The sequence below is a fragment of the Chryseobacterium sp. Chry.R1 genome, assembly GCF_039645525.1.
GTDB classification, from domain to species: domain Bacteria; phylum Bacteroidota; class Bacteroidia; order Flavobacteriales; family Weeksellaceae; genus Chryseobacterium; species Chryseobacterium proteolyticum.
Map to the genome: position 1 here is coordinate 4,606,496 of NZ_CP151793.1, position 17,073 is coordinate 4,623,568.

Below are 17,073 nucleotides of genomic sequence, written 5' to 3' on the forward strand. Positions count from 1 at the left end.
GGAAATGAGCCTGAATATTTTACCCTACATTTTTACACGGTTTGGTGCATTACCCGTACAAAGTTTAAATGCAATGATCATCCCCGAAATTGAAGAACAACTCGACAGTTGGCAAATAAGTATTAGGTATTATAAAACTTGTACTGAAAAACTGTGTGATGAACTTTACAATCTGATCCAACAATCTTCTGACGATATGGAAAGAAAACTTTTACTCAACCTGAAACGTTCGGTATACAATGGTCGATACAATGCAGCTGATTTAGCAACAAAAATAGATCCTGAATCTTTTAATTCTATCAAAAATTTATGGGAAGAATGGCAAAATTCAGTTTTAAAATATAAAGAATTTGAGCACTCCTGGGAAAAACATTTTCATGAGCATGTATGGACACATAGAGAGGATATTCAAAAACTTACCGATCAATACCCGTTCAAAAATGGAGTACTTCTTTCAAGTAAAGATCTGTATGAACAATTGGATAGTTTCAGAAACGCGGATGTGAAGTCTTTAAACAAGGACACGGAACGAATTGAATTCAGCGTACTGCGTTATCTTACCCGTATGACTTATAAAACCTCGCCATTCAGTACATTTACCTATTTGGGTCTCACAGAAACGGTTCCCAATAATGGAACAGTTCCCCTTCCTTCAGAAAATCTAAATTGCAAAATAAGACTGAATAACAAGCTTCTGAAACGCATAAAAAAACTGATGGAACATCATCCCGATCTACAGGGTTTATTATTCGTAAACGTAAACAGCAGTGTAACGGAGCATGATGGTCGCTTCAATTTCCTGCTAAACTGCGCAAATATTGAGGTTTTCCAGGAAATTCAAGCAACAAGTGTGAATCAATTCATTAGAGAATTGCTTCATGATTCTCAAGCCCCCATATCATTAACGTTCTTTATCGAACATTTATCTACACAGATTGAAGCTGATTTCTCAGAATTACAACATTATGTGTTAAGATTGGTTGATTCGGGATTTTTAGAACTGACTCTGGAAGGCTCTGAAATTGATCCTGATTGGGACTATCAACTATCAACATTTCTTGCCAAACATAAAGAAAACAATAATGCTGTCGAACAACTTCATGGACTTATCTCTAGTCTTCAGCAATCTAAAAATGAATTTGAGACCGCTGCAATATCACAAAGGGAGGCTCTTTTGAAAAAAACATCAAAGATATTTGACGCTACTATTTCAGATCTTGAAGATCAAGCTGGCATTGTAAAACTTGGGAAAGATGAAATACAGTCTGTGCTCAAAAATATTCTCGAACGATACAGGAATGGACAAGGTTTTGAAAAGCTACCCTATATTCCTGTTGATTACCGTCAGGAAGGATTTATCTATGAGGATGTTTATACCAACCAGATCCATAAAGTCAATGAAGGTAATACTCAAGAGTTTGCCCAACTGTTATCGGACCTAGCCAACCATCTGACAGCTTTCGATATAAGGGGTAAAGAGAAAAACAGCATTAAAAATTTTTTCCAATTTAAATATAACGACAATCAATATATTCCGCTGATCACTTTTTATCACGAGTACTATCGTCACAAAAATGAACCTGAATCAAATCAGGATCAAAAGCAGTCAGATTCATGGTCCGAAGTATTTTGGGAAGATCTTCGGAAGGAAAGACATCAAGCTGATGAAATAAAGGTCACAAAAAGGAATCTGATTCACATTCCTAAATCAAATCATACTTCTCCAACCGGTTCTGCATTCCTGCAATTTTTCAATGAGGAATCAGAAACCGAAGCTAAAGCTGTTGTCAATGGGTTCATGCAGGGAATGGGAAAAATGAGTGGCAGATTTCTACATTTATTTGACCCTGAAATTGCTCAAGTCCATAAAGATCATAGCGAGCGCTTATTTCCAGACAAAATACTTATTGAACTAAATGATGACTCCAGCTTTAATGCCAATATTCATCCACCTTTACTAGGTTATGAGGTAAAAATGCCTTCCTCCAATACACAGATGAAAAAATCTCAGCAGATACCTTTAGACCGGATATCTGTTGGTTATGACCAAAATAATGACACCCTTTGTTTGATGGATAACGTCCTGAAGAAAGAAATTTATGCATTCGACCTATGCCTGGAAACGATCACCAACAGATCCAATCTTTACCAACTCATGTCTCTATTCAACCCTTGTGCTTATGTCAGTTATTTCCCCCTCATACATGCTATCGACCGTCATTATTCAAAACAATTAAAAAAAGAAAATATTCAAATATTCCCACGAATTATCTTTGAAGAAAAACTTGTGCTCCGTCGGAAAGGATGGCTAATAAACCTTACTGCTATTCCCCGACAAGATAAAGATGAAACCAATAGTATCTACTTTTTGCGTTTCCATCAATGGCTCTTGGAAAACACATTACCTTCTTCTGCATTTCTTTATTTGCAGTCTTCTTATATCCCGGAAGATCGTTCGTCTGATAAAACTGCAGGGAACAGAGATGATTACAAACCTCAATTTATAAGTTTTGAGCAGCCTTTACTTTTTAATCTTTTTACTAAACTGCTGAACAGAGCAGTATCCTATATTTATCTAGAAGAAGTATTGCCGTCTGTGAATAATCAGGAAAGAGTTGCCGAACATTTGATCCAATGGTATAATTTTTAGAACGATGCGAAAAATCTGGAATACTTATTATTTATACTATGAGGGCAGTGCTGATCTTGTATTAAAAGAAATAGTATATCCTTCTATTCAGGATATACAGGACAACCTTGGAAATGAAGTAAAGTTTTTCTTCATCCGGTATTTTGAAGATGGTTATCATATTCGTTTACGCTTGTTTTTATCTGCTGAAGAATCATCTGTACTCTTACTTTTACTAAAAAAAAACATTTCGGTATATGAACATTCCAGGCAGATCAATATAGTAGTAAAAGAAGCTGAATATATTCCCGAAACAGACCGGTATGGAAATACTGATACCATTGAATTTGCTGAAAGTCAATTCTGTGCTTCATCCCGATTTGTTCTGCAAAATTTAATGTACAACAGTAATTTAACCTCATCGGAAAGGTATCTTCTTGCTATAGAAGCTCATCTGACCTTTTTTAAAGGAATCGGGATCCCACGGAATCACTGTCAGGAGCTATGTCAAAAATTTGTAGAAAGTTGGCTCCCAGTTCCTTTTTCAAATGATATGATTGAAGAGGAACAAAATAGAAGAGGCATTTTATCGGCCTTCGAACAGCAGTTTAATGCTTATCGAATTTTACTGTATGAAAGAACAGAGGCGTTTTGGAATTCACTAGATCAAACAGATGATCCCTTCGTACAGCAATTTCTCAAAATAACCAATGAAATGTGGGAAGGATATTTTCATTCTCAGTTGCCTCCAGAAAACATTGATGAGGCTTTGCTCAGTTTTATTCACATGACCAATAACCGCTTGGGAATAACAAATTCTGAAGAATCTTACTTGCTTTTTTTAATTATGAAAATTATCCCCTTAATCAAGGATTATGACAACAAACAAAGAACTTAAAGAATTCCAAGTGGGGTTGGATGAAATAAGCCAACTCCTCCTATCCAGAGTAAAACAAGATAAAGATGGTTTCTATTGGGATACCATTCACCGTGACAATGATTCCGGAGCTATTTCTTTTATATTCAATTCATCTTTATGGAATGGAACCGGAGGTATTGCCTGGTTCTTTCTGGTACTTTATGAAAACTACGGAAATGGCCACCATCTTGAAATCGCAGAAGGATCTTTTTCAAAAATATACCATTATTCAGTTGACCGTAAAATTTCAAATTCAAGCCTTTATGACGGAATAACCGGGGTTATTTATTTAGGTTTGGAGTTATTTAGGATCACTGGTAAGGACTTATATCTTCAACAATCTGCTGAAGTTTATACAATATACAGGGAGAAAATACTGACAGAACAAACAGAAGATATGCTGATTGGTATCTCCGGTATATTAATGGTCATCTGCACCCTTTACCATTTCACAGGAGATCAGAAATTAGAAGAGGATGTTGCAAAATTAATAACTACCCTTTTAGAAAAATCATTGGTAGCAGAATCCGGCATCAAATGGGGAGACAATACACTTTCAGTAGATTCTTTATGCGGTTTTTCACATGGTAATTCAGGTATTGCATTTTGTCTGTTACAACTTGGAAGGTACTTTGATAATAGTGAATTCATTTGGTTAGCTGAACAGGCGTTTTGCTATGAAGACACTTACTATGATCCCTTAAAAAATAATTGGCTGGACTTAAGATGGGAAGATTCCAAAAATAGGTTACCCGATTTGTTTGATTGGAATAAAAATACTTTCCTTTCTGAAGACTTTGACATCAATGCATGGGCGCATGGAGCTTCTGGCATAGGTACAGCTAGAATTTCAGCACTCACCATTACCGATAATCCTGCATACAAAGTAGACTGTAAAAAGATATTTGAAAGGTGCAGAAATGATATTATGACAAGATCCAAACGAAATCATATTCTGTTTAGCGGTTACGGAGGGCTTTCTGATTTTCTATTGCAATATCATGAAGTATTTGACAATAAAGAGGCATTAGAACTTGCTACAGAGATTACTTTAGAAGCCTTAAAAAAAAGCAGAGAACATGGTCATTCCTCCTGGGGAATTCAAAATAGTGAAGACTTAGGACTCATGACAGGTACTGCAGGAATCGGACTTTCTTTACTTATGATGATAAATGGAAAAACATTTAACTCTATTCTGCATCCGGAACTTCTTACTACTGGTGAAAAAAGAGAAAATATAATCTTGAAAAACTTTAAAATTAAAAAGATCTTTTTTGAACGCTATTACCCTAAGACACTCGCCATTTTGAAAACGCTGTCCAAACTGGAAGATTCTATTTACGATTTGCAAACAATAGAAGAATTTGGTAATGGCCTACTGAATATAATTAAGAGTATACCTGAAAAACAGTCGGCCTACCTTTCAGATATCCATCAACTTGAAACCATCCAAATCAATATCCGAAAAAAGCATAAAGGAACCTTATGCTTTCAAACCCGATTGATTATGCTAAAAAAAGAATTGGAAGAAGTACAGGATTATGATGAAAATGATCTTCAGGAAAAACGTTTTATTCGTAATCCTTTTATCGACATTTACGAATCCAGATGGAACTGGAAGGAAGAAAATGACATGGATTCTGAACCTGGAAAACATTACAATGTCTTTTACAGTACAGATCAAGAGCTATTTCATCTTATATTAAACCCTTTCTCCGCAACAGTGCTCCAGATTTTGGAAAATCCATTGGGCTTAGAGGAGCTGACAGCATCTTTTCACTATTCCGAAAAAGAAAAGGAAATAATAGAAAAAAAAGTACTGGAACAAATCCATCAACTGCTTACCAATTTCTTCATAAGAATAAGTGAATAAAATAACTGTATAAAAAAAGCTGCTTTATATACATAAAGCAGCCCTTAAATCGTCTTTCTATATTAACACTGAACAGTATTACAAACGTGAAGTCTGTCCTGAGTTTTTATAGTGTGGGTTGGGTGATCATGATCTCCTGCAGGAGAAATTCCCAAACCACCTTGTAATTTTTTAGACAAATCTTTGTCTAGGGCTGTTACGAAGCTTTCGATCTTAAGATCGTCGATGTTAAGCTTCATCTTTTTTTTGTTTTCCATAATAAAACTTTTTTTAATTTGTGCCTACTGTCTAAGGGTTTCGGCTTTCCCTGTTTTGTAAAGATACTTATTTTATTGCAACTAAGTTGCATTTAAATGTTAAAATTTAATCCCTAGCTGTAATTTAAAATTGAAAGGATTACTTTCTTTATACATCCACAACTGCCCTACTACGGATGTCCAGTCTGCATTGTATCGGTCCCTTACATTTCCATCAGTTATATACCTTTTATTCATAAGATTATCGAATATTCCACGGACGAACCATTTTTTATATTGGTACATTATACTTGCATCGAATTTTATAAAATCAGGAATACGTACTCCCGGCACATCAGTTTCCCTTACCATCGCAGCGGTCTCACCCAAAGCTAAAGAAAGTCCGTTTAGTTTCCCTTTCTGGAATTTATACATCACCCACATATTAATCTGATGCCTCGGGACGGTAGAGAACCGTTGTCCCACCAAAGTTGTTGCATAAGGATCTTTTGAGTAAACAGAATTAATATATGAATAGTTAGCCGTCAAAGTAATGTTTGGATATATAGAACCAATTAGGTCGATCTCAAGCCCTTTGTTTCTAACCTGATTAAGCTGGGTAAGTAAGCCTGTAGCCGGATTTTCAGAGAAGGAATTATTCCTTATAATTCTGTAAACACTTACAGAAGTCGACAATAACCCTTCAAACCAATCTTTCTTTAGTCCTAATTCTGTATTGTAACTTTCCAACGGCTTCCATTCTTTTCCCTGAGGATCAATACCAGCCATCGGATCAAAACTCTGATCATAAGAAAAGAAAGCAGCAAAATTCTTCTGGATCAAATAAGTGACTCCAACTCTTGGATTAAATGCATGATGTCTATAGGTATTACTCTCCCCATTAGGAGTATAGGGTCCTTTAAGATAGCGCTCCCTCCTATTTTTGCTGTATCGGAATCCTGCATCTACAAATAATCGTTCCCAGAATTTAAAGTTGTTATAAAGATACGCACCCACTGTTCGGTCTTTCGACATGGTGTAATCAATCTGATCATCTGCTTCAGATTGGATCAGTAAGTCTCGGTTAATACCATAATTCAGCTGATTCCGGTTAAAAACAAACTCATTGGCTCCCTGAATATGTTCAGTATCGCTCTTACTGCTGTTAAAATCAACACCCGTAAGTATTGTATGGACAATCTTCGGCGTGATATTATAGCTGCCATTTACAAATAACTGGGTATTATAGGTAAGGTATTTCTGTTTATTTCTGAAACTGGAACGAAGTGCTTTTCCTTCATCATCGAATAATGGCGGATTATAGCTCGCGGTTCCTCCAAGAAGACTCCATTGATCCAATGGGGTACTTTTAATTGATGATTGAGAAACTATTTTCCATTTATCACTAAACTTATGATGGATCACAAATCTTCCATACTGTTCATCAAGTTTCGATGTTGGTAAGTTCGGATCACCCTGATAGTTTGCATTCCATGGATGTTTCTGAACGGTAGCTTCTGTTTCATATTGAATAAAATTACTCGATTCCAACGCTCTTCCCTGGATCATATTCCATTCAGCGAGTAAAAATGTATCTTTACTGAAATTATACTGAACTACCGGTGCCACAACAAATTTCCGACGTTTTGCATAATCAGCATAATATCCCTGAGACTCATAAGCCGCATTGAATCGAAAAGAAAAACCTCTTTCTTTTATTGGGCTCCCGAGATCAACAGATGCCCGGTAGAATCCAAAACTTCCTATTGCTACGTTGGCTTCCCCAATCCTATTGGCGCGTGGAGTTTTTGTTTCAATATTCAGAGACCCTCCCCCGGTTCCCATGGAATTGATGAAACCTGCAGGTCCTTTAATAATATCCACTTGTTCTATCAATGCCACATCTTCCTGTGAAAGCCCCCCCGCAAATGAAGGTAATCCATTCCTAAAAGTACTCACAGGACTAAAACCGCGTAACTGAACATTGAAAGTGCCTGCAAAAACATTACCTGCTCCGGTAGCATCACCAATATAGATCCCACTCGCATTACGAAGGATATCCTGAACATCGAATACTCCCTGGAGATTGAGCAAACTGCCTTTAATACTCACAATATTCTGTGGAATCTCCAACAACTTATCACTGCGTTTTAGATTTCCGGAAAGGCTATCTGTTTTAATCTGCTTCATGGCAGTAAGTATCACTTCATCAATATTCTTTGTAGACATGGAATCTTTCTTTTCCTGTGCATATGCTAAAGAAAACGTCCCCAAAAGGGCAGCTGTCAGTAGGACGTAATTTTTCTTCATCTTCTCAATATTTATAGTATAAATCTTTTTATTAATAATAATCCTCCCGTAAAACAAATCAGGCTTATGATCCATAGAATAAGGATCCCATAAATAAATTCTGATAGTCTAACTTCATGATATTTAATTTTAAAAACAGGCAATTTCTTAATCTCCTCCGGCGAGATGTTGACCAAACTTCTCTTTCCGTTTTTGAGAGAGAAAACCTTATCATAAAAATAGATTTGCCATACATGCTGAAAATCTTTAACATCATCTTTATATCCTAGATAATCTGCCCTGCTTGTTCGTCCCAAAAGCGTAAAAAGATGTTCCGTATTTTGTATAGGATTATATTTAATTAATTGATGTGCTGTTTGATTGGCTTTATAATCTCCCTCCCATAAAGAATCAACAATTGCTTTCATGCGATTTTGTTTAATACAGTAATAACCCGCAAAAAAGGCATCATTCTGATTATCTATCGTATCAGTAGGCATATAAGCATTATTATATCCAGGAAAATCTTTGTAAAAGCGATCAACAACTATTTTGGGCCTCATCGTCCAGACCTCATCACTTATCAGTCTGTCTTTCTCTTCAAGATCAAGAAGTTTGAGATCAGAAGGATTATTGAACTGTGCTATTTTGTTGATCAATATGGGTAAGAGGAACATTAAAAAAATCCATACTGCCAGACATGAAAATAGATTGAATACACTGTTTTTGTCTATCGAAATGATCATAAAACATAAGGATGTCCAGAATAAAACATATGAAAACATTAAAAAAATCCACATCAAAGCATCCTGAACCGATGGCAATCCTGATGCAGAAAAAAGCATTCCTAAGACATTAACGATTGAGGCTGCCAAAAAAACAATGATAAAACGAATCGAAAGCTTAACGAGTAGCACGCGCCTGAGTGTTCCTCCCTGGACTATCAATAAATTGCTAATTCCTTTTTCCTTTTCTAAAGAGATCGTATTATAAACCAAAACGATGATCAGAAGAGGAATTAAATACAGATTGACATACATAAGATCCAAACGTCCTTCAAAGAGAATGGAAGGATTCGTCATTTCCTTATCAACTGCAGCATAATCTGTATAATAATTAACCTTCTCCGTAATTGGGGTAATATCTTTAATTCCGGTAGCCAAACCAGCGAGTGGATAAGGATGATCGTAAGCGATACGAGGATATCTGTAATCTATCACATAAGGATTCCCAGCATTCTTGGCCTGTTGCTTTTTTTCAACAGTTGCTGTATCACTAAAAGCAAGCAGTGTATTGTGATAATCTTTAGCGGATTCTTTTTTTGCTTCATCTATTGCCTGCAGCTTTTTGATAGTAAGTAAATTTCCTGAATAAATAGCATATCCACCAATAACAAAGAAGAAAAAAAACAGGAACCATACCGCTGGCTGTCTGGAAATATGTTTCCATTCGAATAATAACAACATTATCTTATCCTTCATAGCTCTAAGAAAAATTTCGTTTGATAATGAATCTGAAAGATAAAATCAACAGAATGATCCAAAAAAATATTGAAAGAATCGCCCTTAAATGATGCCTGATAACATATCCGACAGCTGGATAATTATATTTAAAATCAGGAAGACTGCTATAGAAATCCCTATTGTTTACATTATCTTTTTTAGAAATCGCTAGCTCCAATTCTCTTTTGTTCAACCTATCCATCATGTTATTTCTATAATGCTCAGCTTTGTTGAAAAAATCAATATGATGATCCACATCGGTTCCGGCTAAAGCCATGGATAGTTGACGCACTGCAATAAAAGGATTAATAAAACCCATGTATTCCATCAATCTTTGTTGATCCTCAAATTTCTTTTCTACCTGTTTTGAATAAAAGAGATACACCTTGTTCTCATAATTTTCAGCTTGCACAAGATCAAGCGCAAATCGGATATTTTCAGGTAATTGTCCCATATTATTTACATTAAACCTCCTTAGTTGTTGCTTTAAATAAATTTCTGATCGGGTTGTATAACTTCCATCGTTACCAAGCCCTTTATCGAACCCTGTTTTAATATGATGTTCAAACTCCTGATAAGACGGAAGAGGATATTCACCATCAGCTGCCGAGCTGCTGAATTTTGGAATTAAAAGAACACACAATATCCACAACGTAATATTGCTCATCAATGATGACCAGGAAGATTTGCTTAATGAAGATATCAATAATACAACTCCGGAAACAAGAAAAAAATACACTGCATATAAACCTAACCAACAAACTGCTCTTACCAAATGATTCACAGACTCATTTTCAAAGACCAGACCTAAAATCATTACTACAAATGGAGGGACTGTGACCATCAGGACAGCTGCATAAAGCGCTATCCATTTCCCTGTTATCAGTTGTCCGAAAGAGGCTCCCTGTACAGATAACAGTTTCAGAAAACCTTTTTCTCTTTCAGATGAAATGGATGAAAATCCTAAACCAATAATGAATAATGGCATTAGCCATTGGAAAAAAAATGCAGTATTAAGATCCGGTTTCCTCATAAAAGCTTCTAAGTCCGGTAACCTGTTAGCGTGTATTTGTGGACGTTTGTGCGCCTCGACCCTATAATAATTTTCGGAATACATATTGGTACCCGATTCCAGAAGAGCAAGATAACTGGTTGGTTTAAAAAGAAAAGTTCCCCAATGTGCTGCACTATGATTGCTTCGATTCTGATCTTTCCATTCCCGGTCTATCTTTTCTTTAGTATGGTTATTTTTTATCGAAGCTGTACTGAGCTGTACATAATTACTCATATACACTCCCAATAAAATAAGAATAAAAAGTAATGCAAATATTTTCAAACCATTTACCTGGAAGGCTCTAAATTCATGTTTAGCTACTAAAAATATTATTTTTAAATCAGTCATTATTCATATTTAGTTATTTCAATTCAGGATAGGCTTCCTTCTCTGAAACTTTAAAGACAATTCCTTGCTTGTTAGAGCTGTCTGAAGCAATCACTTCATCCTGTATTATCGCAACATTGTAGCAAAAATAATATTTATTTTCAATAATGCAATAAAGTTGCAATAAATTATTAGATAAAATTTTTTATATTAAAATGGGTGTTTATTTTGTTGTGAACATAAATCAACTTTGCATATAATTAAGATATATCTTCTCAAGTTCACCAGCTGTTACTCCTGATGTATCCATTTCTTTAACCAAAATTCCACTTTTAAGGATCCCAATTCGGTTGCATGTTTCTCTAACCCTGAAAATATCATGGGAAGCCATTAATACAGCGGCTCCTTCTTTTGCCAATTTTTTCAGCAATGCTGAAAGTTCATTACTAGCCAACGGATCAAGGCCACTGGCTGGTTCATCCAACAAATACACTTTTGCCTTTTTTGCATAAGCTATAGCAATACCCACTTTTTGCCGCATTCCTTTTGAATAAGCTCCAGTCCTTTTATTGTGCGAATCCCTTTGTAGTCCACATGTATTGAGAATATCAGAAAGCTCTTCTGTATTGTAATTCTTGCCTGCCAGCTTACAGAAATAGTGAAGATTTTCAATTCCCGTTAAATAAGGGTATAGATTTACATTTTCAGGAATATATCCTATTGCTTCCCTTGCTTTTTTTGCATCAATACTTGTATCCACATCATTGATTTTTGTGATCCCCATGTCAGGTTTTAAGAACCCCAACAGCATGTTCAATGTGGTTGATTTTCCAGCGCCATTTGGACCTAGCAATCCATATATATCGCCTTCAACTACAGATAAAGAAAGTTCTTTTACAGCTTCTTTATTTTTATATGACTTACTTGTATTTATTATTTTTATCATCCTTTCTCTCGGTATAAATTCCCTTAATGCAATATTGTTTCAAAAATAAAAAAAATATTCAATAACGCAATTAAATTGCATTAAATAAAATTGATAATTCTCAAATAGCAAATTCTTAGCATGACATAGTACCTAGGAAAAAGTGGAATAGAAATAAGTATCTCTTTCTGAAAAAAGACTGTACCATAAAATTCGTTATAATAAGGCAAAGTGACAAAAAATAAGTTCGGTGTTCCTCGAGTATTTAAAATTTGACTGTAATCAACATAGTATTTAAAGATTAAATCCCGCTATTCACATTATCTATCATAATACTACCGAATTAAAGAACAAAAAAAGGACAAATCTATCTTTTGTAGATTTGTCCTAACATGTGAGTTTATTTAAACAAACTCCCTAATATTAAAACCCTCAATTCCATTATCATAATTGGACGAAACTGGCTTTTTATCGTTTAGGTAACTTCTATTTAGTAGTTCTGTAGGCCTTTCAGAAGCTGTACCTAAAGATTTTTCTAAAAGACTGAAAAGTTCGGTTCCTTGAATTTTTTGAAGAATATCAACTGATTGTTCTTCTAAGCCAGGCTCCAATTCATCTTCTTGGAGCAATTGACCCGCAGCATTTAATTCCTGAAAGGTAACCCCTGTGGCAAAACCGCTTTCATGAATTACTTTCATTTCATAACGCCAGTCTTCTTCCTCTTCCATCAACATTTCACTTTTGACAAGAAGTTCATGTAAATCTTTTTTAACATATTTGCTTTCAAGACTTGTCTTTTTGGTTTCTGATTCAAAATTATCTTCTTGATGTGAATGAACTGATGATTGTCTTTGATTGGCCTCAAATTTCAGGCACTGGCTTTTTTTCTCTTTTATCCTTCCAACAATAGATGGTAATTTAAACTTAGGAAGAATGACTTTTTCATTTGATATCTCACTTATGTGTAATTGTAGTAACCATTTTGAAATGGATATTTTACAAAATAAGAATTCCAAACAAAATATGGATAGCCTCACTTATAGCGTTAACAGGCTTATGTATTATTGCATTAACGAATCATTTAAAAATCAACAAAGGTTCGATTTATACAATGCTGGGGACATTAGGTTTTAGCATATATCTGATATAGGTAGAAAGAGAAAACAAAAATATAGATATTGTAACTACACTAGTACCCATGTTTGCAATCTGTTGATTATTATCTTTCTGTTATACGAGTACAGAGACTATTACAAATTGACTTCCCACTGACAGCGATTTCTGGCTATCAGTAATATTTTGTGAACTTTGAAGTTGTATTATTTGCTCACCGGTAAAATCTTGCAGGTAGAAAGAAAAATCTTTACATACATTATCCTTGTCTTTTAATATTAATTCAAACGATGATTTTCAATTGAAAAATCCTGAAGCGTCCCCGATGGCTTAAGTGTATCAGATCATCAATAAAAGTGTTTGAATATATGCTCGTCTTGGTCATATGACAGGGTTATTTAATTCTATAATTCTTTCCAAATCTTCCACTAAATGTTTCGATATTTCTTCGGTTACGGGTACAAAAAACCTCTGAAAGTATTTTCGGAGGTTTTTATTTTTGGTATAATTTACTAACAAAATCAAAAATTTTTAATATTCAAATTCTTTAACCCGTTTTATGCACACCAATTGCAAGCCCGGGTGGCGGAATTGGTAGACATGCTGATCTCAAACACCAGTATCGGTTAACAGTCAAAGAAACCTTTAGCTCCTACTTACCATATCTTGAATGGTTCGAAGACGTAATGGCTTCAAAATATATTAGCTCACCTATTTGTTATTTTTTATAATTTAGGCTTCTTGACATATAAAAACAATACCGTTATTAAAACGTCGAAATGATACAGGTTGAATTTGCAAACAAGGCTAAAGAGATTCTGCAAACTGATGAGACCATCATCGGTTTGGCTGTCGGAGGCTCATGGATATCAGATCAGATGGATGAATTTTCTGATCTGGATTTGATTATTGTAACCGAACAAAAAGTTACCGGAGACAAAAATGTGATGATTGATTATGCAAAACGTTTAGGTAATTTCCTTTCAGCATTTACAGGTGAGCATGTTGGGGAACCAAGGCTTTTAATTTGTTTATATGACAACCCTCTTTTGCATGTAGATCTAAAATTTGTCACTTTGGAGGAATTTCATGAAAGAGTTGAAACACCCACCATTCTTCTTGACAAAAATGGCAGACTTCAGAAAGTTATCGACCATTCCGTCTCCAGTTTTCCGTATCCGGACTATCAGTGGATTGAAGACCGGTTTTGGATATGGATACATTACGCTTTACTGAAGGTAGGTCGAGGTGAGTATTTTGAAGCCTTTGACTTCTTAGGTTTTTTGAGGATGAGTGTCTTTGGACCACTCCTCCATATCAAAAACAATAATTTACCGAGAGGTGTAAGAAAAGTAGAAACAGATCTGGAGGTTAAGGATCTTGAAGATTTAAAACTTACCCTGCCACAATACAATCGGCACTCATTATTGGAATGTCTCCGCCATTCAGTTTTGTTATACCGGAAATTAAGGAACGTCCTCTTCGGTAACAACATAATCTTACAAGATGAAACTGAAAAAAAAGTAATGCTTTATTTTGAAGAGCTGAAAGAAGAATAATTTTTGAGATTTTCTTTACGTAAAACTACGATTCAATAACGGTTTTCATCCGGTCCTCTTTTTCGCATTAGACAAATAATAGTGCCAGAGCATCATAGAAGCGACAGACCTGAAGGGTTTCCACTGTTCACTGATTTCAAGTATTTCTTCTCTGGCGACTTTGGACGGAAGTTGTTTCAAACGTTTTAAAGCATTGACCGCAGCCAGGTCCCCAATCGGGAATATATCTGCCCGCTGGAGGGTAAACATCAGATAAACATCAACTGTCCAGTTACCTATTCCTTTTAGGCTTACTAATGTTTTACGTGCTTCGTCATCCGACATTTCCGATAGCTTTTCAAGAGCTATTTCACCTTTTATAATGGCTTCTGCAAGACCTCTGATATATACAATCTTCTGCCGACTTACATAGCATTTTCTCAACTCTTCATCCGTAAGTTTGAGAATATGTTCAGGAGTAATCTCCTGCATTTTTTCTTTTAGTTTATTGAGGGCAGCTAAAGCAGAAGCCAATGAAACCTGTTGTTCCAGAATAATATGGACTAATGTTTCAAAAGTGTTTTCACGGGTCCACATCGGCGGGTAACCGTGGTTTTCTAAAACTTCCCTTAAATCCTGATCATGAGCTGCTAAATGCTCACATAGCTCATGGAAATTTTCAAGGTTAAAAACTCTGGTCTCCGATGTTGATTCCATACAATCTGTTTTTTTTATATTAAATTTAAAATAAAGACGGCATTCTGAAGCTTTTCTCGAGATCAAGTAAAATTAATTTGTTTTCCAACCCTCCGGCAAAGCCCACCAATTTCCCTGACGCTCCTACTACTCTATGACAAGGGACAATAATGGAGATGGGGTTCTTATTTAGAGCACCGCCTACTGCACGTACTGCTTTTGTATCTCCCAGAATCTTAGCCATTTCCCCGTAGGTTTTTGTCATACCATGAGGGATTTTCAGTAAAGCTTTCCAGACTTTAACCTGAAATTTCGTTCCTTCCAGATCCAATGGAACATCAAAGACTTTTCTGCTGTTTTCAAAATATTCTTTTAACTCTTTTTCCGTCTGTAAAAGTATAGGGTGCTGATTCTTCCTTTTCGGAATAGAAAGTTGGGTTCTTTTATAATCTTCGCCTTCCCAGATTATAGCCACAAGCCCCACATCTGAAGCGATTACCCTGATTAATCCGACAGGAGAAGAAACATCTTTGTATACTAGCCTTTTATCATCCATGGTTCATGTTTTAAGTACTTTTCCATTAGTTTCGTTTACCGATTTTGCTCCGGGAAGTAACTGTAACATCAGCCCTACGATTACAACGCAAATCAACAGGCAGATAACCCCGAAATGGTAAGCCTCCTGCCAGCCGTCTTTTGAAAAATAAAAGAACACACCTCCAATGATACTTACTCCCAGTGCCGATGCTGTTTGCTGAAAAGTTGAATAGATTCCAGCAGCTGCACCTGCATACTGTGAAGGTACATTTTTCAGAGCAACATTTAATAATGAAGGAAGGACCAATCCGTTTCCGAGTCCCCACATTCCCATTAGACCAATAATCAGCGAGGTACTGATCCCGGGTTTCCAAAGTGTCATCTGGAGATAAAATGCGATAAACAGAATAACCACTCCCACTTGTAATACTCTTTTTCCAAATATAACAATCAGCCTCGACGCCATGAGAGATGATATGATAAATAAAATCCCGGGAACAACAAAGTACAATCCGCTATCCATTGCTGAGATACCCAATCCATTTTGTAAATAAACTGCACTGAGTAAAAGATATGCCGTATGCAGCATAAAATGAAATAATACCGCAACCAGACCGATATTGAAATCTTTTATTCTAAACAATCTTACATCAATCAAAGGGTTTCCATTTCTGGAAAGTTTAATTTTCTGATTATAAATAAAAAATGTAAACAAAATGGCTGATAAAATAAGCAATGCAAAACTCCACAGCGGCCACCCTGCTTCACGACCCTGGATCAGGGGGTAAATAAGGGAAAATAATGCCAGCGTTAAAATCAATATTCCCGTATAGTCGAATTTAGTAGACTCATGTTTCGGGGTTTCCGTGAGGTATTTATGAGTTGCCCAAAGTGTAACGATCCCGATAGGAAGATTGATAAAAAACACGAGTCTCCAGCCTTCTATGAACCAATGGGTATCCGATAGGTATCCTCCCAGCATTTGACCGATGGCTGCAGCAGTTCCAAGTGTTATACCATACAGGCCAAATGCTTTTGCCCGCTCTTTAGTATCAGTAAAAAGAACTTGTATAAACGCTATGGTTTGCGGAACCATAAATGATGCACTGAGCCCCTGGAGTATCCTGGTTGAATTCAGCTGAAAAGAGGATTGGGAAAGACCACATAAGCATGAAGCAACTGTAAAGGCAAACATTCCCCAAAAGAAAACTTTCTTTCTTCCAAAATGGTCTCCCGCTCTACCTCCGGTAATAAGAAAAGCAGCATAACCAAGCAGGTACCCCGCAATAACGAACTGCATTTCGCCATCAGTCGCATGAACTCCTTTTTTAATGGTAGGTATCGCCACGTTGATGATGAATACATCAATTACAGAAAGTAAAGGTGCGGCCAATACAATGATCAGCTCCAGCCACTTATTTTTTATATCTTTCAT

13 protein-coding genes are annotated in these 17,073 nt (G+C 35.9%); 4 read left to right on the forward strand and 9 right to left on the reverse strand.

The features are described 5' to 3' along the window. Nucleotides 1-4 precede the first annotated feature (4 nt). From AAEU33_RS20475 to AAEU33_RS20485, 3 genes are read left to right on the forward strand one after another with little or no spacing between them, the layout of a single operon-like run. On the forward strand, nucleotides 5-2,650 hold the full coding sequence (locus AAEU33_RS20475; RefSeq protein WP_345990022.1) for a lantibiotic dehydratase: 2,646 nt from the start codon (nucleotides 5-7) through the stop codon (nucleotides 2,648-2,650). 4 nt (nucleotides 2,651-2,654) lie between these two features. Next, on the forward strand, nucleotides 2,655-3,527 hold the full coding sequence (locus AAEU33_RS20480) for a thiopeptide-type bacteriocin biosynthesis protein (protein WP_345990024.1): 873 nt from the start codon (nucleotides 2,655-2,657) through the stop codon (nucleotides 3,525-3,527). Next, entirely contained in the window at nucleotides 3,505-5,421 is a 1,917-nt protein-coding gene (locus AAEU33_RS20485; RefSeq protein WP_345990025.1) for a lanthionine synthetase LanC family protein, read from the forward strand. The genes AAEU33_RS20480 and AAEU33_RS20485 overlap by 23 nt, the downstream gene beginning before the upstream one ends. Before the next feature lie 62 nt (nucleotides 5,422-5,483). On the opposite strand, the gene AAEU33_RS20490 is transcribed toward AAEU33_RS20485, so the two are convergent. From AAEU33_RS20490 to AAEU33_RS20515, 6 genes are all read right to left on the reverse strand, one after another. Further along, complete coding sequence (locus AAEU33_RS20490; protein ID WP_345990027.1) at nucleotides 5,484-5,678, reverse strand: pinensin family lanthipeptide; 195 nt, start codon at nucleotides 5,676-5,678, stop codon at nucleotides 5,484-5,486. 99 nt (nucleotides 5,679-5,777) lie between these two features. After that, entirely contained in the window at nucleotides 5,778-7,967 is a 2,190-nt protein-coding gene (locus tag AAEU33_RS20495) for a TonB-dependent receptor (RefSeq protein ID WP_345990028.1), read from the reverse strand. 11 nt (nucleotides 7,968-7,978) lie between these two features. Further along, nucleotides 7,979-9,427 (reverse strand): ABC transporter permease subunit, encoded by a 1,449-nt coding sequence (locus AAEU33_RS20500; RefSeq protein ID WP_345990030.1) that lies wholly within the window; start codon nucleotides 9,425-9,427, stop codon nucleotides 7,979-7,981. Nucleotides 9,428-9,431: 4 nt separating this feature from the next. Next, on the reverse strand, nucleotides 9,432-10,850 hold the full coding sequence (locus AAEU33_RS20505) for a DUF2705 family protein (RefSeq protein ID WP_345990031.1): 1,419 nt from the start codon (nucleotides 10,848-10,850) through the stop codon (nucleotides 9,432-9,434). A 223-nt stretch (nucleotides 10,851-11,073) separates the two neighbouring features. Beyond that, entirely contained in the window at nucleotides 11,074-11,775 is a 702-nt protein-coding gene (locus tag AAEU33_RS20510; RefSeq protein WP_345990033.1) for an ABC transporter ATP-binding protein, read from the reverse strand. A 383-nt stretch (nucleotides 11,776-12,158) separates the two neighbouring features. Further along, nucleotides 12,159-12,770: a hypothetical protein gene (locus AAEU33_RS20515; protein WP_345990034.1), complete on the reverse strand. Its 612-nt coding sequence runs from the start codon at nucleotides 12,768-12,770 to the stop codon at nucleotides 12,159-12,161. 876 nt (nucleotides 12,771-13,646) lie between these two features. Here AAEU33_RS20515 and AAEU33_RS20520 point away from each other — a divergent pair. Beyond that, a complete protein-coding gene (locus tag AAEU33_RS20520; protein WP_345990036.1) occupies nucleotides 13,647-14,426 on the forward strand; it encodes a hypothetical protein in 780 nt (259 codons plus the stop codon). Between the two features lie 45 nt (nucleotides 14,427-14,471). Here AAEU33_RS20520 and AAEU33_RS20525 read toward each other — a convergent pair whose 3' ends face one another. The 3 genes from AAEU33_RS20525 to AAEU33_RS20535 are packed head-to-tail and all read right to left on the reverse strand — an operon-like array spanning nucleotide 14,472 to nucleotide 17,073. Then, the gene (locus tag AAEU33_RS20525; RefSeq protein ID WP_345990038.1) at nucleotides 14,472-15,122 is read right to left on the reverse strand and encodes a DNA-3-methyladenine glycosylase; all 651 of its coding nucleotides are present in this window, start codon (nucleotides 15,120-15,122) and stop codon (nucleotides 14,472-14,474) included. Nucleotides 15,123-15,147: 25 nt separating this feature from the next. Next, nucleotides 15,148-15,657 (reverse strand): methylated-DNA--[protein]-cysteine S-methyltransferase, encoded by a 510-nt coding sequence (locus AAEU33_RS20530; protein WP_345990039.1) that lies wholly within the window; start codon nucleotides 15,655-15,657, stop codon nucleotides 15,148-15,150. Between the two features lie 3 nt (nucleotides 15,658-15,660). Continuing rightward, nucleotides 15,661-17,073, reverse strand: coding sequence for an MFS transporter (locus tag AAEU33_RS20535; RefSeq protein WP_345990040.1), 1,413 nt, complete (start codon nucleotides 17,071-17,073; stop codon nucleotides 15,661-15,663).